The organism is Neptunomonas japonica DSM 18939 (assembly GCF_000422765.1).
In the GTDB taxonomy this organism is placed as follows: domain Bacteria; phylum Pseudomonadota; class Gammaproteobacteria; order Pseudomonadales; family Balneatricaceae; genus Neptunomonas; species Neptunomonas japonica.
The window spans coordinates 26613-43816 of sequence record NZ_AUGR01000009.1 but is presented as its reverse complement, the minus strand read 5'-3'; the positions used below and the strand labels follow the sequence as shown (position 1 = coordinate 43816).

Below are 17204 nucleotides of genomic sequence, written 5' to 3'. Positions count from 1 at the left end.
TGGACTGACTGATACATTCATTAACGCCCTATCAATTGGTGAAGTACGTGGTAAAGGACTAGGTACTGATGGAGTAAATAAAATTGTTCATATCTTAAAACAAGTCTTTAGTGAGATTGATAAGTAATCTGGTCAAAACTAGGTAAATGTAAAAGCCTGGAATGGCAGTAAACTGATCAGCAAGAGGGCCTAAATGAAGTCCCGAATTCTTATACGTTTTCCGGATTTTTTATGTTTAAACTGGTTCTTATGCGAGATTCAACGCTTTAGCTACAACAACAAGCCCCTTTCTCAGTTTCTGCGTAGCAGCGAGGGCCCTGCACACAGGCCCTTTATGTGGGTGATCATTGATGAATTAGTTATCTGGTGTTATCCGATGTTTGCTGCAATGTTAGTTCGGGAGCTTCATTCTCGCTGGTCTCTTTTCGAAGAAAGAGTTCAGCAATTATGAATGCAAAGGGAACGATAGAAGCAAAGAAAACAAGTAGCCAAACGAGAACAGACCAATTTTGTCTATGTGAAACATTAAGAGATAACAGCATATATCCAATGAATAGAACACCATGAACTACACCTAAAGGAAAAACATAATCTCGACTAATTATACCTAGCGTCACACTAAGGATAAGCAGATAAGAGATACCCTCCGACAAACTCACCAACCTAAATAATTTCAACTTATATCCCTTCTAAAAATTCAATTTTAAAGTACGAGCCTATCTCAGGAGAATACCCTTAGTCAGAGCAGATCATGTATGTAATAAAATATCAGATAAATCGCTAGCAATACCGCCACCCAAACGACCATAGTTTCGGTTGGCCATAGCCTTGCGAAGTAGCCCTTTGGTTTGCCTGACTCTGCATCATATGAATTCTGAACCATCTGACCAATCGAACTCACTAAAGCCTTTTCAAAGCTGACATAAGCACCATAGATTGTACTCGCAACCCTGGTTACAACGGCCGGCGCAAGCCTGCGATATAACCAATCAGTATCGAGATTGGTCGATGGTAGTTCAGGTGGATACATATTACGCAGGTTCAGCCATACAAAAGCGAGCGCTGAGAAAAACAGCAACTGAAGCTGAGTTAACACGTGAGTAACATCATAGGGCTGATAGCTATGCTCCCAAGGTAACAGGGCATAAACCGTCTGGGCTGGGAAAGTACCTAAAACAACACATGCGATGGCTGCTAATGTCATCGCAACAAGCATATTTTTAGGTGGCTCTGTTGTACGAATACCCGAATCATGAGCAAAGAAAGCAAAGTAAGGGATCTTGATTCCTGCGTGGTGGAATACACCTGCAGCAGCAAACAACAATAACAGCCAAACCACATCATAGCCTTCAGCAACAGCAGCAGCCATGATCATCGACTTTGATACGAAACCGCTGAACAGCGGAAAAGCTGAGATAGAGGCTGCTCCGACAATACAGAGCACGGTGGTTTTGGGCATACTTTTATATAAACCGCCCAGCTCAGAGCCATTGATTTTACCAGTCATATGCAAGACTGCACCCATGGTCATCATCAACAGGCCTTTAAAGATAACGTCATTAAAGGCGTGAGCTACAGCACCATTTAAGGCGATAGCAGTACCGATACCAATGCCCACTATCATAAAGCCGATCTGGTTGATCAGGCTATAAGCCAATACACGCCTCAAATCATTTTCGATTACGGCAAAGAATATTGGAAAACACGCCATGGTGACGCCGATCCAAACAAGGATTTCCTCACCTGGATAACCCCGGGCGAAGGCGTACACGGCAACCTTTGTCGTAAATGAAGCTAAGAAAACAGTACCGCTTGGAGTAGCCTCAGGATAAGCATCGGTTAGCCAGTTATGCATAAACGGGAACGCACACTTGATACCAAAGGCAAAGAAAATTAACCAGGCTCCGACCTGGGCTATGCCTTCATGTTGCAAGCCGATATGAGTGAACAACAAACTGTTATTTACCTGGGCGAAAATCAAAAGGCCCACGAGTAACAAGACGCCAGACAATACCTGAATGATCAGGTAGCGAATGCCAGAAGAGTAAGCACGATCCGTCCGGCGAGCCCAGATAAGGAATACCGAGGTCAGCGCGAGCAGTTCCCAGAATATAAACAGCGTAAGCAGATCGCCAGCAAATACGGCCCCTACTGCACTTGCAGCGTAAGCCAGGCCAGCCACATGCTGGACTGTATCTTTAACATGAAGCGCATAGATAACAGCTATCAATGAGGCGAGATGGAAGAGATAGCCAAACATCATGCTGAGTTTGTCTACTTTTACCGGCTCCAGGGCATAACCCATAAACTCAACGGACCAGAATACACCATGGTCCATGCCCATAAGATTGATAGCGCCCAAGATGGGTGCCACTATCATTATCAGATTACGCAACCAGCCCCGCAGCACAATTGCCGCCAGGGCACCCAACATCAGGGGAATAAACGGTATCACACTATTCATCGTAGTAATCTTCCCCACGCATCAGGAACTTACGCATCTCTTTAGCGATCAGCACCAGAACCACACAACCAACAAAACCATAGATGGCATAAAATGCCGGGATGTTCTCCCAGTCATGGTAGATATGTCGGTGCACAACAAAATCAAAAAGAACTAACAGGCCGCAAATAACATAGAAAACTCTTAACAATTTTCTAACGTTTTCTGGCTTATCAAACCAGCCATCTGAATCATGATTTTCAGACATCTAGCCTTCCCCCCTATTCGTTGAAGCGCTCATATCGGTTGAGACTGTCATTTGGTTGAGACTCCCGGAATCAGATTAATGAGGTCAACCAAGGGCTGAAGATAGAAGAACATTGCCAGGCAACAGCCCGAAGTGACGATCAGGGCAATCAGAATCGGTAGCGGCGCTTCCTTAGTCTGCGACCAGCGCCATGGCTTTGCACCTTCAGCAGGTTTACTAAAGAAGGCCTTGATAGGAATCGGTAACAGGTAAGCTATGTTCAATAAAGAGCTCACCATCAGTACCGCCACAATAATGAATTTATCCGTTTCTAGTGCACCAATGGCGAGATACCATTTACTCCATGTGCCCGCCATAGGCGGTAAACCGATAATACTGATAGCACCGACAGTAAACGCAGCAAACGTAATGGGCATTTTGCGACCCAGACCAGCCATATCGCTTATGTTTTTCTTATGGCTGGCGACCATAATGGCACCGGCACAGAAGAACAGCGTGATCTTCCCAACCGCATGCGTAGCGATGTGCAAGGCAGCACCGGCACTGGCGATCGAAGAAGCGAGCAGCGCACCTACCACGATATAACTAAGCTGGCTCACAGTTGAATAGGCCAGCCGTGCCTTCAGATTATCCTTGCTCATGGCGATACAGGATGACAGCACTATTGTCGCTGCACCGATATACAACATGATATCGGTTGTCGCCAGATCCTTCAGACCTTCAATACCAAAGATATAGATAACGATTTTCAGAATACTGAATACGCCGGCTTTTACGACAGCAACGGCGTGTAATAAGGCACTTACCGGAGTAGGTGCAACCATCGCAGCGGGTAACCAGCGATGGAAAGGCATAATAGCCGCTTTACCAACACCGTAGCAGAACAAAACCAGCAGGACACTGAGAACGACCTTGTTATGTGAGTCATCAAAAATACCGCCAGCACGAAAATCCAGCGTTCCAGTCAGAGCATAAGTGCCAAGTATCGCGAATAGTAAGAATACGATTGAGGTACTCAGAAGAATACCCAGGTAGACACGCCCCCCCTGCTTCGCCGCATCGTTGCCTGCATGTGTTACCAAAGGATAAGTGGAGAGGGTTAGCACTTCATAGAAAATGAACAGCGTCAGCAGATTCCCTGAAAAGCAGATACCCATGACAGAACTGATTGACAGAGCAAAGCAGCAGAAGAAGCGTGTCTGATTTATTTCATTATGGCCCCGCATATATCCGATGGCGTATATGCTGGTGACAATCCACAGAAAACTAGCCACCAGAGCAAACAGAACACCTAATGGCTCAACATTAAAGCTGATGCCAAGCCCAGGAAACAGTTCAATCACATCCAGCTCAAGCGTTGTTCCCAGGAAAGTATAATCGGTAATTGCCAGAACAATACTGAACAGTATTGCCGCCGTTATCAGTGTCACAGCTTCACGCAGGTTCGGTATTTTCCCCGTTACGATTACAAGCAGCGCACCAACAAATGGGACACAGATAGATAATGTAATTAACTGTGCAGGTTCCAGCGCTTGCCAGAGATTCATGAAGAAACCTCCTGCGCCTTTTCTTCTATAGCATGGCCTTCCAACACTTCACCTTCCATCACCTTGTTTTCTAACATATTGTTAGTTTGAAAAAGCCATTCTGAAGCGCTGTTCGCCGCTTCGGTTGTCAGGCTGGTATCAATACCGAAGTAGATGTTGGCAATAACAAGAACCCACATAGGAACCAGCATCAGCCATGAAACCTCTTTAATATCTTCTGAACTCCGTGATTCAGGAAGCTTTTGAAAGTAAGCAGCTTCAATAACCCGGCCAATATACATAACCGCAAAGAGTGAACCGACCAAAACAAACGCAGCCACAAGCCATTGATCCTGTTCTAGCGCTGCTGAAACTAGGTACCATTTACTGACAAAGCCTACGGTAAGCGGCACACCAATAATACTCAGACCTGCAATGGTAAACGCCGCCATCGTCAAAGGCATTTTCCGGCCTAATCCGGCAAAGTCTTTGATCTCGACAGAGCCAACGCGATAAAACACTGCACCCACAGCCATAAACAGAGCACCCTTCATCAGCGCATGGTTAAAGATATGGATCATACTGGCCATGAGACCGGATACACTGACCAGGCTAAGCCCAAGAATCATATAGCCAATCTGCGCAACACTACTGTAGGCAAGAACGGTTTTAACGTTGCTTTGTACGGTTGCCATATAGGAGCATTTGAAGATAGCAACAACGGCAAGCACCATCAGGATAATGCCCATCCCCATATCAACAAACACATGGTCAATGCCGAACACCGTAAAGATAAAACGGATCATCACATAGACAGCAACCTTTGTAGCGGTACTGGCCAGGAAAGCTGACACGGCCGAAGGCGCATGGGTATATGCCGGTGGTAACCACATATGCAGTGGAAATAGTGCAAGCTTGATGCTGACACCTACCATAATAAACGCGAGCCCGGTGTTAATCGTACGACTGCTATCGTAAAGGTCGATTCTTTCTGCCAGGTCCAGCATATTCAGGGTGCCGGTTTTCATATACAGCAAGCCAACACCGATCAGAATAAAGGTCGCACCGATTGTACCCATTACCAGATAACGGAATGCTGCGGTAAGACAACGCCTGTCTGAAGCCAGACTCACTAAGGTGTAGGTTGCCAGGGAAGAGATTTCCAGGAATACAAACAAGTTAAACGCATCACCTGTTATCAGTATGCCTGAAAGGCCCGCCAGGCATAATAAGTGTGCGGTGTAGAAAAGAGTATGATTGGTAGCTTTCACCTCTTTTTCGATGCTGTGTTTCGAATAAACCAGCACCAGAGTGGAGATAGCAGTTACCGCCAACAGGACAAAGGCATTGGCAGCATCGACTCTTAACTCAATACCCCAAGGAGGCGCCCAACCGCCGACTGCGTAGCTGATTACACCTTCAGACAGTGCCGCTGACAACAGTTGCCAGGACAGCAGAAATGCCAGGCCACTGACCAGGGTTGCAAAGCCCCAGGAAAGCACTGAACGCCCCAGGATAAGTGCTATTGGCGCAGCAATCAGGGGCAGAATAATAGGAAGCGCTGCTAAATGTTGTTCAAGCATCAGATAACATCATCCTTATTATCAAATTCGTTCTCCTCAACAGTGCCATAAGCTCGTTTGATTCGGACAACCAGTGCTAGACCCACCGCTGTCGTGGCAACACCCACAACAATGGCTGTAAGAATAAGCACGTGAGGTAGAGGGTTAGAGTATTGAGTGACCCCTTCCGCCACGATAGGTGCCGTGCCCCCGGTAACCTTGCCCATCGATATATAGAGCATGAAAACAGAGGTTTGAAAAATATTCAGACCTACAATCTTCTTAACCAGGTTGTTAGCGGAGATAACAATATAAAAACCGGCCATCATCAGAAAGACGACGATCCAGTAGTTGTAGTAATCGAGAATAAAGCTCATTGGACGTTTGACCTCTCAGCCTGACTGCCAAAGGCATAGAAAATATTCAGCATGACCGCAAACACTGTAATACCGACACCCAGCTCAATAATGATGATGCCGTAGTGCTGACCAGCTATCGGGTCTGCGGCGAGTTGGTTGTAATCAAGGAATTGACCGCCCTTGTACATGCTATACAGACCAACACTGGCATAGAGCAATACACCTGCAGCGGCCATCCACTGTAAGAATCTGGGCCCTACCACGGCAAACGCCTTAGGTAGTCCGAGGACGAGGGCATATAGAATAAATGCAGCAGCTGCAATTACACCGGCCTGGAAACCTCCGCCCGGGCCGAAATCTCCATGGAACTGTACGTATAAGGCAAAGAGGATCACCAGAGGAATAATGTTTTTAGCAACCACATGCAGAACCCTGTGAGTTTCCAAACCCGATTCAAGGTCTTTTTTCTTCTTACGTCTTACTCCCAACAGTGAGAGAACACCAATGACAGCAGAAAATACTACGACCGTTTCACCCAGCGTATCGAAGCCGCGGTAACTCGCTAACACCGATGTAACCATATTAGGTAAGCCAACTTCTTTCGGGGATTCCTCAATATAACGAGGTGCAACATGTTGATGCACTGGATTGTCGGGATGTCCGAAAGGAGGCATATCGAGGGTGCCATAAATTAACGCAGCACCCGTAACCAGAACAACAAATAGCGGCAATAGCGAGGAGTGCGTACTCTGTTTCTCTTTGCGGCCAGTCATCGCCAGGGTTACAAGCATCAGAACGGTAGAGATACCCGCACCAACTGAAGCTTCAGTAAAGGCAACGTCAACCGCATCAAGGTTCAGAAATATCAAAGCGGACAGGAAACTGTAGATACCGAACAACATTACCACGGCAAACAGGTCTTTTAAGAAGATGATCCGTAAGGCGGTGAGTGCCAGCATTGCCAGCATTGCCAGCAACACCAAATCAATAAACTCAGCCATTACTTAGCACTCTCCTGTTTATCTTGCGGGCTGGATTCTGCCAACGTCAGTAGTCCACCATGACGGGCAGATTTTGCCAGGGCATGAGAAGCCGTCGGGCTGGTAACCAGCAGAAACAGAAGAATAAACACGAGCTTAGCCGTATTCAGATCAAATGAGGTTTGTAACAACAAACCGCCGATAATCAGGATAGCGGCGATGGAATCAGTAACACTGGCTGCATGTATCCGGGTAAAAAAATCCGGGAACCGGAACAGCCCGACAGCGCCGCTCAATCCAAAAAACACCCCTGCGAGAAGCAGTATGCTGCTGACAATATCCAGGAAATCCATGGCTTATCACTTATACTCAGTTGTTATTCAATGGGTGAGGTATATTCGAAGAATCGAAGTACCGCGACCATCCCAATAAAATTAATCAACGCGTAGACTATGGCGATATCCAGAAAATCTGGTCGGCCCATCAGAAATCCGCTAGCGGCGATAAACAGAACGGTCTTGGTGCCGAACATATTTACGCCAAGTACCCGGTCGTAAACCGTAGGTGCCTTAAATGCTCTGGCCAGCGCGATTGCCATGACCACCAGAATAGCTATGCAGGCTGCTGCCAGAATATCCGTCATTTGTTTTCGCCCCAGATACCGGTAATTTTCTTTTCCATCTGACCTTCTTGCAGTTCTTCGATTGACGATCTGTGGAGAGCATGAACGGTCACTTCATTCTCATCCAGGTCCACACTCAATGTGCCTGGAGTCAGGGTTATTGAGTTTGCATAAAGCACACGGCTGCTTGCAGGAACGTCTTTTACGTTGATTTTAGCGATGGCAGGCGAAACCTTATCAGGTGAGCCCCAGATCAGTTTCGTGACATGGATAGCAGAACTGAAAACCTGCCCGATCAGCCAGGGGGTATACCGGATCAGTCGAATACTTGTACCGATCTGCCCGGGCTCGTTTTCGGCTCTATCCATACGCTTTAAGATGAACAGCACGATAACCACGGATATGACACCGAAACTCAGTAATAACGGTTCGATGAAGCCGGAAAGCAACAACCAGAATATTGAAAGTACTACCGCCCACTTAACAATATGCATGTAATATCGCTCCACTTTATTCCCGAAACTTTTCTTGTTTTGTCCAGTAAGGGTAACCGACCTTAAAGGCCTTCAGGCGCCCCTTTTTAATGACAGTTCACTATCAGTGACTACCAGCGAAACAGGCTTTTATCATTCGTGAAAAATGCTCTCTGGAACTTCAGAAGGCCTTTAATCTTTTATCCATTGCGACTTTTTCATAATCCCAGAGCAAATATTGGGTTTAATATTGCGATGCTACAGCTGATAGCTCAATAGAGATTATTTAATTTTATTGATAGGATAATCCTATCAATGTGATATTTCACTCCTGAGGATTTACAATTATGGCTCTGGAAAAACCGACGATAAAACAGCTGGAATACTTTGTTCGCCTGGCCGAATCCACTACTTTCCGTAGCGCTGCAGAGCAACTGAAAATCAGTCAGCCAACTCTGACAGCTCAGATCTATAACCTGGAAAAATCCTTAAATCTGACCTTAATTGAACGTAGCCGCAGCGGGGCTACCCTAACCCCGGCAGGCAGAGATTTACTGGCAAACGCCCGTCAGGTTCTTGAGGAAATGAATGGCCTTCTGGATCAGGCTGCGATGATTAATCATGGACCTGGAGGTATCTTCCGTATGGGGGTATCACCCACCGTCGGCCCCTACCTCCTGCCGCATATTTTACCGGGATTACATCAAACCTATGCATCCCTTAAACTCTTTGTAAGGGAGAACACACCTAAAGCATTAGAGCTTGACCTGCTTGAGGGGCGACTGGACTTGGTACTGATTCCACGCCCATTTAGCAACCCTCGCCTGACCACTGAGGTACTATTCGATGAACCACTTAAACTGATTACACCAGAAGATCATCCACTGGCTAAGCTGGAAAGAGTCAGATCCCATCATCTGAATGGTCAGAACATACTGACACTGGAAAAACAGTACAGTAGCTACCAGCAGATGGAACTTCTGTGTTCCGAACTGGGTGCTACTATTGCCAGGGATTACGAGGGTAGTAGCCTGGATGCCCTGCGGCAAATGGTGATCATGCAGATGGGATTAACTTTCTTACCCTCGCTTTATATCTATTCTGAAATTCACCAACCCCAAGGGTTGATCGTCAGGGATATTGAAAACCTGAATCTGTACCGCACCCATGTACTGGCATGGCGACAGAACTCACCAAACCGTAGTTTTTACAGGGAATTAGCAGAGCTGATACGCTCATTAGTGAAAACCAATCTATCTGATGCCAAATTAAGTTTTTGAACAGACAGTGTTTATCAAAAAAACTATCGAACCGTTTATTACTCTTAGAGTGCCGCTTCTATTGCGCGCTTTGTTTCAACAGCACCCACACTGGCTACATCTGCTATTTCTCGCCAGTGGCCGGATCGGTTACCGCAAAAGTCTCGCCTTTATCACCGGTTACCCACTCGCCATTAATAAAAGCTTGAGCTTTTAACAAAGAAGAATCTTTAAGTTCAAATGTCATAGCAATCTCTTCTAACGTTATGGGCAATACCGACCCTGTGAAAATTATAAGATATACAGTAATTCAATTTACTTAACAAGCTAAGTAGTTTTTGAGTTGGGCTGATTGGCCGTTGCTTTTTGGCACCTTAAATAAGCTGTGGTACAAGCTCGATTTTATGGGCGTTTATACCGTGTATTTTCACTTGCTCTGATTACGTACCTGTTTTGCCACTAATGGCCTCTCATTTATGCAGGGTTTGTGCTGGCATTTTAGAAGGAAGTTGTGCACTATCAAATAGATAAGGAAGAGCGCAGGTAAGATACTACGCAAGCTAATATCATCAAAAGCACATGCTTATTTTCAACGGAGGAAAATGACAGATGCAGTCAAATAATCTTTATTTATCAATCCTCTCCACAGTAATGCGCTTTAAGCAGTCTGCGCGTTTACGTGCATAAAAATGTGAGGTATCAAAAGGAATTGCGATGACATATAAATTCATTACACCAATCTTGTTATTCCTGTTAAGTAATCAGTCGCTGGCGGTAGATTGGTATTCATGCGAGAGCGAGTTAACCAGAGTAAGCAGGCAAGCTAGGAGTGCAGGGAGTGTTGCGTCTGACATACAGTCAATTAAATCGTCTCTAGACAGCTTGAAAAATGACTATGAAAACTGCCTAAACTACCCGGAAATATATGACTTAATGCAAGACGGCTGTGAAAGTCGTAGAAATAATTACAACTGGAAAGTAGAAGAATACAATTCCAGAGTATCTAGTATGGATGACGAGATAAACAACCTTACCCGCCGCATGAAAAACTCATTGAATCACTGTGGTTATCAGTAACCCCCTAACAAAGCCGCCAACATTCAGCCCAACTATGTTGTGCTCGGACCTACTCAGCTTCGGCCCGTTACGGCGGCGGTAGAACACATTAAGAGAATAACTATGGAAGATTTGCTAAACAACGGATGGGTAATCGGAATTGGGGGCGGTGTTCTCAGTGGACTTATAGTAGCTTGGCTAACACGGGCGCTTTTTTCCAAGAAAGACCTTCGAGAACTAGCAATAAATATTTCGGCGGGAAACAAAGAGATTCTCTACGCAATTCGACCAGATATATCAGAAGATAGTCTCCCGTCTGCTGAAGTTATAGATGCTTTGAAGAATGCTACAGCTAGAAAATACAAATTAGAGCCAGAAAGGTTACACGGTACTACTCAAATAGTAGAAGAGCTAATAAAAGAAATCATGGATTCTAGCTTTATTTCCTCTATTGCAAAAAAGGAGTACTGCGAGTCGTTGAAAACACTGATTCCAGATGTGTTAGAAGAAACTAAACTTCAAGCAGAGGATAGAGAGGTGTTTGTCGCACGGGTTGAGTACAAAGAAAAGATGACGAGCTTATTGTCGATGACACTAGGTACTATCGCTGCATTTGCGACGATGTTTTCCTTCATAAAAAGTAGCTTTGAGCCCTCCTCACTATTTGGAAAAGTAACAGAAACTATTTTCCCTATGCTGCTTATTCTGGTCTCAGTAATGCTTGTAATGACAGCTATGCAGGTCGCATTGAAACTACGGCATAAAAGAATTAGGGCGGAGCATGGAATCTCAGGTCATGATAGCTCTAACAAGCACGTCAATTAGGATGCTCAAAAACTCGGCGTTAGCACCCTATCTAAATTTTCGTCAATTTCAAGTATAAGGATATTATATGAAACTTGTTTCCTTAAAAATAAACAATTTCCGAGCTATAAATGGTGAAGAAAATATAATCGAATTTAAAGATAATAATATAGTTTTTATATTCGGGAAAAATAATATTGGAAAGTCTAGCGTACTACATGCATACCGCTATTTTACAGCACCTACTCAAAAATCTCTAATAACTGATTTCAATGAACAAGATGTGACTAAGAAAATAGTAATTGAGGCTACTTTTCTTAAAGAAGCTACTGATGTGGATAATTTTGCTAGAAAAGGCTTGGACAAGTGGGTAGATCTCGATAGTTTAGTTAGATTTCGAAAAGTATGGTCTGGAGTTGATACAGTTGCTACCAAAATGACTTATAGTATTGAAGAGGGAGATTTCATTACAGGTGGTTTTGGTGGATTAGAACCCATACTCACAAATGCGACACCTAATATTATTTATATTGAAGCAATGCCGAGTGTTAAGTCTTTAACCGACTGGCTTGAGAAGGAAATAAAAAATAAGCTTCTGAAGGAACTAAGAAAAAATCATAAAGAAGAATACGGTAACGCACTTACAGCAATTAAATCACTTCAAGAGAAAGTTGAGAATGAAGGTTACCTCGGCGAAATAAGTCAAAAAGCTAACCGTTATTTTGGAGAGACCTTTCCTGATCTACAGTTAAATATCCAATCTACACCATACAAAGAAGCTGATTTAAGTAAAGCTTTTGAAAAAGACTTTAGCATCACCATTGGTGAAAAAAAAGATGATGAAGTTCGGTTAGCTGAAGCTGTTGCAGCAGCTGAAGAACTAATAGATGGAGATTCACCTCCATCTATAGTGGATAGACAATTTGATTTACATGGTCACGGATTAATTAGGCAAGCAATTATTAATATACTGTCATTATTCAAAGACACTAAAGATGGTGAAAAACATATTATTTTATTCGAAGAGCCTGAGTTATATCTGCATCCAAGTAATAAACGGAAGTTTAGAAATACGCTATATCAGATTGCTGAACAAGATGATTATCAAATAATTTGTGTATCTCATGATCCTCAACTAATAGACATGAGCAGAGAACATACTTCATTAGCTCGATTTGTTAAAAAAGAAAACGGTGAAACTATCATCTATCAAGCTGGTGATAATGTCTTTTCCAAAGATGAAGAAACCAAAGATAAAGTATTAATGCTTAACCGCTTTAATCCTCATATCTGTGAAACATTTTTCTCTGATGAAGTTATCTTGGTCGAAGGTGATACTGAAGCAATCGTTCTTAGAGGTTTAATTTATGAACATTATCCGGACAGTGATTTGTTTGTTTTAAATACAGGAACAAAGAACAATATTCCTTTTTTTATTGAAGTGCTCAGCCACTTTAGAATTAACCAACACGTAATACATGATTCAGATGAAAGGTATCTGTATACAGATGGTGAGCGCAGATTGAAGAAAAATGGTGATCCCAAAGCTAATAGTGCTTGGACATTAAACTCAAGAATCTGGGATGCAATGGTAACCGCAAAATTTACAGGTGCATCGGTCAAACGATACGTATCAGTGAGAAATTTTGAACACAGTCACGACTACTCTCACGATCCTGATAAAGGCAAGCCATTGTCAGCATATGAATTCGCGCAAACTTTAAATATTGATGATGAAGATAAGAGCATAGTTAACTTTTTGAAACAGGTTGCTGGCGATAAAGCATATGAAACTGATTTTACGCAAGAACACTTAGAAGAAATTGTCGAAGAACCGTTTTAAAGAGTACTAGCAAGTTGTTAAAAACAAAATAATTAATTTTGTAAGCTATCAAAAACAAAAACCACAGCAGGGTTACAAATACCCGCTGTGGTTATAAAGCTATCTTGCGATAGCTATTCAGAACTCAATATTCAGCTTTAACGCCCTAGTACAGGTACGCTGTGCAGATCATGTGCGATACACACGTTTTTGGTTTCCATGTAAAAGTCAAAACTCCAATCGCCACCATCTCGGCCAATACCCGACATTTTCACACCACCAAACGGTGATGGCAGGTTACGGTTGTTTTCAGAGTTAACCCACAACATACCCGCTTCGACTTTATCAGCCATACGCATTGCGCAGCCTGTGTTGCTTGTCCAAATATAACCGGCAAGGCCATAGATAGTGTCATTCGCTAAGGCAATAGCCTGCTCTTCGGTATCAAACTCAATCGCTGTTAGCACAGGGCCAAAAATCTCTTCTTGCGCAATACGCATGCTATTTTTGGCTTCTACAAACAAGGTTGGCGTCACATAGTTACCTGGGCCCATCTCATCGCGTAGAGACTTACCACCGACAGCAACCGTTGCTCCATCTTGTTTTGCGATATCAAAGTAGCTTGTTACTTTGTCGTAATGGCCGGTATGCACTAGAGGGCCAACTTCCGTTGCAGGGTCTAGTGAGTGGCCTACTTTAAGGTTGGCAACGCGTGCTTTAAGCGCCGTTAAGAACTTGTCTTTAATGCCACTTTGCACCAATAAACGACTTGAGCTGGTGCAGCGCTGGCCGTTTAGGCTGTAAATCATAAACACAACAGCATCTAGCGCACGGTCAAAATCAGCATCATCAAATACGATAACGGGGTTTTTTCCACCCAGCTCTAGGTGCAAACGTTTAAGCGTACTAGCCGTTTGCGCTTGGATTTTTTTACCTGTGGCAGAGTCACCTACTAGCGCTACTGCTTTAATAGCAGGATGCTCTGTTAGTGCTTTACCTACCACGGTGCCGAAACCATTCACCATGTTCCACACACCTTTTGGCAAGCCTGCCGCTTCTGCACATTCAGCCAAAATAGAAGCTGTTAGTGGGCTAAGCTCTGCCGGTTTATGTACCACGGTACAGCCTGCTGCAAGGGCTGGGGCAATCTTCCATGTCGATAACATGAAAGGCGTGTTCCACGGTGTGATAACCGCCACAGGGCCAATGGGGTTACGCACGGTATAGTTAGTGTGTTGGTCTTGATGAAGCGATAAACCATTACGTGCTTCCGGTGCTTTATCAGCAAAAAAGCGAAAGTTAGCAGCACCGCGTACCGCCGCTTGGCGCATAAAGCGTATGGGCTGGCCGCAATCCATAGACTCAACCATGGCTATCTCTTCTGAACGCTTTTCAAGCTCATCGCCTAGTTTGTGCAAGATTTTCTTACGTGCTGCGCCCGGCATCGCTGCCCAATCTGCTGCTGCCGCTGCTGCCGCTTCACATGCAGCGTTTACATCGGCTGCACTGCCCTGCACCACTTTACCTAAAAAGCTCTGGTCCGTTGGTGTGCTGTTATCAAACGTGTTGCTCTCTGTACCTAACGTCCATTCGCCGTTGATATAATGGCCCAGCGTATTCTCTTTAAAACGAGCTAAGTAGCCTTCAGCTTTAGCGATGTTTTGTTGCAGTTGTTCGCTCATTTCTTCTCTCCTAGCTCGTTTTAGTATTTGTCGCCGTAAAATTCTTGCTCAGAAACAATGTATGTTTCTAGTGCACCAATTTTTTCAATTTCACAAACCACTTTGTCGCCGGGCTGCATATCTTTTAGGCCTTCTGGAGTACCTGTTGCTATCATGTCGCCCGGTTTTAGGGTCATGATTTTGCTGAGGTATTCAACAAGGAATGGCACATCAAAAATAATATCCGCTGTGGTTCCATCCTGAGTTAACTCGCCATTAACATGGGTTGTTACTTTCAGGCTTGAGATATCACCTACGTCATCTTTATCAATGATCCATGGGCCAACCGGTAACAAAGAGTCACGGCTTTTTACACGTAGGTTAGGACGGTAATAGTTTTCTAGGTAATCTCGGATCGCAAAATCGTTACAGACGGTATAACCGGCGATGTAATCCATCGCATCTTCACGAGAGATGTTTTTACCTTCTTTACCGATCACGGCGACCAGCTCGCACTCATAGTGCTGGAATTTAATATTATCGGGGCGATATGCGTTCTGCTTATGCCCGGTCAGCGTATTAGCGCCCTTAAGGAACACTAGCGGCTCTTTTGGTGGCTCAAACGCTAGCTCGCGAGCATGGTCAGCATAGTTAAGCCCTAGCGCAAAAATAGTGCCCGGCTCTTTAATTGGGCTTAACCACTTTACATCTGATTCGTTAATCAACTGGCCATCAGTTTTTGATTTAAGCTGGCCTGTTGTTGCAAAAGAGTCTTCTACTGTTACGTCTAGTTCTTGGCCGTTAAGTGGCCCGGCACCTGTAAATAATACGCGTGCATGTTTCATCGTTCTCTCCCCTTAAGCTCGGCCGGCGACGTTGTTCAATTCGATTACACCTGCAATAGCAGAGCTTACTTTGTCACCTTGTTTGATTGGCGCACGCTGGCCAGGAAAGCCTACAGCGATCACATCGCCCGGTTGCAACGTCATGATGTAAGAGATCGTAGAGATAAGTTCTGCAACACTGCGAACCATATTAGACACAGGCATTTCGCTAACAGTCTCGCCATTAACTTGGGTTACAACTGTCAGGGCTTGCGGATCTGCCACATCACAAGCAGGTACAACAACAGAGCCGGTCGGTGCACTCCCATCAAGACACTTACCTTTAATATCAGGTCGGTAGTACGTCAGCTCAGGCAGAGAGAAATCATGAACAAGAGAGTAACCGCCTACATAGCTAAGCGCTTCTTCCTGGCTTACACGGCAACACTCTTTACCAAAGACAACCGCCAACGATGCACCAACAACCATACTATCAGCGGCCTGGCCTTCGCTCACTGCCCATTCGACAGTCGCGCCTTCTGTGCTCCAGGTGTTGTGAGGCTTAAAGTAAAGCACTGGCTGAGTTGGCGCACTTTTATAAGGTGCTTCATTAAATTCAGCCTGCATCGCTTCGAACTGACTCGCATCGTTCAGCGCAACACACACCAACTTACCTTTAACGATTGGATTGTTTGTCATGATTTAAAACCTATAAAAGTAATCTGTGAAAATACCGTTAGTAACCGCTAGATTGGCTTGAGTCTGCTTTATTAGCGCCCGACTTAAAGCTTTCAGCCAACTGTTTTGCAGCATTACCTAGCAATAGAGTGTCCACTCCAATGCCAACAAATTTAGCGCCCTTCTCAACATAGTCATGAGCTTTGGCTGGATTAATACACAGCAGACCACCCGCCTTACCCGCATCATTGATAATCTGTAAACCATTCTCGATAGCGGCAACCACTTCTGGATGATCGGGGTTACCGATATGCCCCATTGAAGCCGATAGATCAGAAGGCCCGATAAAAACAGCATCAACACCCTCAACCGCGGCAATCTCTTTCAAGTTTTTCATCGCGGTTACGGTTTCTACCTGCACAATCAGGCAGATCTCATCATTGGCTTTTTGAAGGTAGCCCGGAACACGGTTCCAATTAGCTCCCCGCGCTAAAGAGCTTCCTAAACCACGGATACCTTGTGGCGGATATTTCACGGCTTTGACCAACTCTTTGGCTTGTTCGGCGGTATCGCACATCGGAATAAGTAAGGTCTGCGCACCTATATCCAACAAGCGTTTTAGTAACGCTGTACGGCCCTCTTCTGGGCGCACAATGGCAGGCACGCCATAAGGTGCGATCGCTTGAAGATGACGCATGATTGAGTCCAGCTCAAAAGGCGCATGCTCACTGTCGATCAGCAACCAATCAAATCCAGAACCTGCCACTATCTCTGCACACGATGCATCCGGCAGCCCCAACCACAAGCCCCACTGAGTTTCATCGCCCTGTAATGCTTTTTTAAATTTGTTTACTGGAAGTTCCATCA

19 protein-coding genes are annotated in these 17204 nt (G+C 44.7%); 4 read left to right on the top strand and 15 right to left on the bottom strand.

From position 1 onward, the window contains the following. Window positions 1–359 precede the first annotated feature (359 nt). From G511_RS0106940 to G511_RS0106895, 10 genes are all read right to left on the bottom strand, one after another. Window positions 360–677 carry a DUF3817 domain-containing protein gene (locus tag G511_RS0106940; protein ID WP_028469003.1) on the bottom strand — a complete coding sequence of 106 codons (318 nt, stop codon included), beginning with the start codon at window positions 675–677 and terminating at the stop codon, window positions 360–362. Window positions 678–739: 62 nt separating this feature from the next. Next, window positions 740–2464 (bottom strand): Na(+)/H(+) antiporter subunit D, encoded by a 1725-nt coding sequence (locus G511_RS0106935; protein WP_028469002.1) that lies wholly within the window; start codon window positions 2462–2464, stop codon window positions 740–742. After that, window positions 2457–2711, bottom strand: coding sequence for a hypothetical protein (locus G511_RS0106930; RefSeq protein WP_028469001.1), 255 nt, complete (start codon window positions 2709–2711; stop codon window positions 2457–2459). Before G511_RS0106930 ends, G511_RS0106935 begins: the two co-directional genes overlap by 8 nt. 47 nt (window positions 2712–2758) lie before the next feature. After that, window positions 2759–4258, bottom strand: a complete 1500-nt coding sequence (locus G511_RS0106925; protein ID WP_028469000.1) for a monovalent cation/H+ antiporter subunit D family protein — start codon at window positions 4256–4258, stop codon at window positions 2759–2761. Beyond that, a complete protein-coding gene (locus G511_RS22035) occupies window positions 4255–5820 on the bottom strand; it encodes a monovalent cation/H+ antiporter subunit D family protein (RefSeq protein WP_036551553.1) in 1566 nt (521 codons plus the stop codon). Before G511_RS22035 ends, G511_RS0106925 begins: the two co-directional genes overlap by 4 nt. Next, window positions 5820–6176: a cation:proton antiporter subunit C gene (locus G511_RS0106915; RefSeq protein ID WP_028468999.1), complete on the bottom strand. Its 357-nt coding sequence runs from the start codon at window positions 6174–6176 to the stop codon at window positions 5820–5822. Before G511_RS0106915 ends, G511_RS22035 begins: the two co-directional genes overlap by 1 nt. After that, on the bottom strand, window positions 6173–7159 hold the full coding sequence (locus G511_RS0106910) for a DUF4040 domain-containing protein (RefSeq protein WP_051221655.1): 987 nt from the start codon (window positions 7157–7159) through the stop codon (window positions 6173–6175). The genes G511_RS0106915 and G511_RS0106910 overlap by 4 nt, the downstream gene beginning before the upstream one ends. Continuing rightward, complete coding sequence (mnhG, locus tag G511_RS0106905) at window positions 7159–7491, bottom strand: monovalent cation/H(+) antiporter subunit G (RefSeq protein ID WP_028468997.1); 333 nt, start codon at window positions 7489–7491, stop codon at window positions 7159–7161. The genes G511_RS0106910 and mnhG overlap by 1 nt, the downstream gene beginning before the upstream one ends. Window positions 7492–7514: 23 nt before the next feature. Next, window positions 7515–7781, bottom strand: a complete 267-nt coding sequence (locus G511_RS0106900) for an MrpF/PhaF family protein (protein WP_028468996.1) — start codon at window positions 7779–7781, stop codon at window positions 7515–7517. After that, entirely contained in the window at window positions 7778–8254 is a 477-nt protein-coding gene (locus G511_RS0106895; RefSeq protein ID WP_028468995.1) for a Na+/H+ antiporter subunit E, read from the bottom strand. The genes G511_RS0106900 and G511_RS0106895 overlap by 4 nt, the downstream gene beginning before the upstream one ends. A 326-nt stretch (window positions 8255–8580) precedes the next feature. Between G511_RS0106895 and G511_RS0106890 the strand changes: the two genes are divergently transcribed. Further along, window positions 8581–9513 (top strand): hydrogen peroxide-inducible genes activator, encoded by a 933-nt coding sequence (locus tag G511_RS0106890; protein WP_028468994.1) that lies wholly within the window; start codon window positions 8581–8583, stop codon window positions 9511–9513. Window positions 9514–9616: 103 nt separating this feature from the next. Here G511_RS0106890 and G511_RS24815 read toward each other — a convergent pair whose 3' ends face one another. After that, window positions 9617–9739 (bottom strand): hypothetical protein, encoded by a 123-nt coding sequence (locus G511_RS24815; RefSeq protein WP_281170404.1) that lies wholly within the window; start codon window positions 9737–9739, stop codon window positions 9617–9619. Between the two features lie 467 nt (window positions 9740–10206). Here G511_RS24815 and G511_RS0106880 point away from each other — a divergent pair, with 467 nt between their 5' ends. The 3 genes from G511_RS0106880 to G511_RS0106870 all read left to right on the top strand — a co-directional run bounded on the left by G511_RS0106880 (window position 10207) and on the right by G511_RS0106870 (window position 13195). Next, the gene (locus G511_RS0106880; protein ID WP_028468993.1) at window positions 10207–10569 is read left to right on the top strand and encodes a hypothetical protein; all 363 of its coding nucleotides are present in this window, start codon (window positions 10207–10209) and stop codon (window positions 10567–10569) included. Between the two features lie 102 nt (window positions 10570–10671). Further along, window positions 10672–11373, top strand: coding sequence for a hypothetical protein (locus tag G511_RS0106875; RefSeq protein WP_036551550.1), 702 nt, complete (start codon window positions 10672–10674; stop codon window positions 11371–11373). Window positions 11374–11440: 67 nt separating this feature from the next. After that, window positions 11441–13195 carry an ATP-dependent nuclease gene (locus G511_RS0106870; RefSeq protein WP_028468991.1) on the top strand — a complete coding sequence of 585 codons (1755 nt, stop codon included), beginning with the start codon at window positions 11441–11443 and terminating at the stop codon, window positions 13193–13195. Window positions 13196–13332: 137 nt separating this feature from the next. On the opposite strand, the gene hpaE is transcribed toward G511_RS0106870, so the two are convergent. Genes hpaE through hpaI form a run of 4 tightly spaced genes read right to left on the bottom strand, consistent with a single transcriptional unit; the run spans window position 13333 to window position 17202 of the window. Then, the gene (gene hpaE, locus G511_RS0106865; RefSeq protein WP_028468990.1) at window positions 13333–14856 is read right to left on the bottom strand and encodes a 5-carboxymethyl-2-hydroxymuconate semialdehyde dehydrogenase; all 1524 of its coding nucleotides are present in this window, start codon (window positions 14854–14856) and stop codon (window positions 13333–13335) included. 20 nt (window positions 14857–14876) lie between these two features. Next, window positions 14877–15680: a fumarylacetoacetate hydrolase family protein gene (locus G511_RS0106860; protein ID WP_028468989.1), complete on the bottom strand. Its 804-nt coding sequence runs from the start codon at window positions 15678–15680 to the stop codon at window positions 14877–14879. 12 nt (window positions 15681–15692) lie between these two features. Continuing rightward, entirely contained in the window at window positions 15693–16358 is a 666-nt protein-coding gene (locus G511_RS0106855) for a fumarylacetoacetate hydrolase family protein (protein ID WP_028468988.1), read from the bottom strand. A gap of 37 nt (window positions 16359–16395) precedes the next feature. Then, window positions 16396–17202 carry a 4-hydroxy-2-oxoheptanedioate aldolase gene (gene hpaI / locus G511_RS0106850; protein ID WP_028468987.1) on the bottom strand — a complete coding sequence of 269 codons (807 nt, stop codon included), beginning with the start codon at window positions 17200–17202 and terminating at the stop codon, window positions 16396–16398. Window positions 17203–17204 lie beyond the last annotated feature (2 nt).

Coding starts and splice junctions, on each gene's coding strand:
- G511_RS0106935 (WP_028469002.1), bottom strand. CDS start 2,464: ATGAATAGTGTGATACCGTTTATTCCCCTGATGTTGGGTGCCCTGGCG.
- G511_RS0106930 (WP_028469001.1), bottom strand. CDS start 2,711: ATGTCTGAAAATCATGATTCAGATGGCTGGTTTGATAAGCCAGAAAAC.
- G511_RS0106925 (WP_028469000.1), bottom strand. CDS start 4,258: ATGAATCTCTGGCAAGCGCTGGAACCTGCACAGTTAATTACATTATCT.
- G511_RS22035 (WP_036551553.1), bottom strand. CDS start 5,820: ATGCTTGAACAACATTTAGCAGCGCTTCCTATTATTCTGCCCCTGATT.
- G511_RS0106915 (WP_028468999.1), bottom strand. CDS start 6,176: ATGAGCTTTATTCTCGATTACTACAACTACTGGATCGTCGTCTTTCTG.
- G511_RS0106910 (WP_051221655.1), bottom strand. CDS start 7,159: ATGGCTGAGTTTATTGATTTGGTGTTGCTGGCAATGCTGGCAATGCTG.
- mnhG (WP_028468997.1), bottom strand. CDS start 7,491: ATGGATTTCCTGGATATTGTCAGCAGCATACTGCTTCTCGCAGGGGTG.
- G511_RS0106900 (WP_028468996.1), bottom strand. CDS start 7,781: ATGACGGATATTCTGGCAGCAGCCTGCATAGCTATTCTGGTGGTCATG.
- G511_RS0106895 (WP_028468995.1), bottom strand. CDS start 8,254: ATGCATATTGTTAAGTGGGCGGTAGTACTTTCAATATTCTGGTTGTTG.
- G511_RS0106890 (WP_028468994.1), top strand. CDS start 8,581: ATGGCTCTGGAAAAACCGACGATAAAACAGCTGGAATACTTTGTTCGC.
- G511_RS24815 (WP_281170404.1), bottom strand. CDS start 9,739: ATGACATTTGAACTTAAAGATTCTTCTTTGTTAAAAGCTCAAGCTTTT.
- G511_RS0106880 (WP_028468993.1), top strand. CDS start 10,207: ATGACATATAAATTCATTACACCAATCTTGTTATTCCTGTTAAGTAAT.
- G511_RS0106875 (WP_036551550.1), top strand. CDS start 10,672: ATGGAAGATTTGCTAAACAACGGATGGGTAATCGGAATTGGGGGCGGT.
- G511_RS0106870 (WP_028468991.1), top strand. CDS start 11,441: ATGAAACTTGTTTCCTTAAAAATAAACAATTTCCGAGCTATAAATGGT.
- hpaE (WP_028468990.1), bottom strand. CDS start 14,856: ATGAGCGAACAACTGCAACAAAACATCGCTAAAGCTGAAGGCTACTTA.
- G511_RS0106860 (WP_028468989.1), bottom strand. CDS start 15,680: ATGAAACATGCACGCGTATTATTTACAGGTGCCGGGCCACTTAACGGC.
- G511_RS0106855 (WP_028468988.1), bottom strand. CDS start 16,358: ATGACAAACAATCCAATCGTTAAAGGTAAGTTGGTGTGTGTTGCGCTG.
- hpaI (WP_028468987.1), bottom strand. CDS start 17,202: ATGGAACTTCCAGTAAACAAATTTAAAAAAGCATTACAGGGCGATGAA.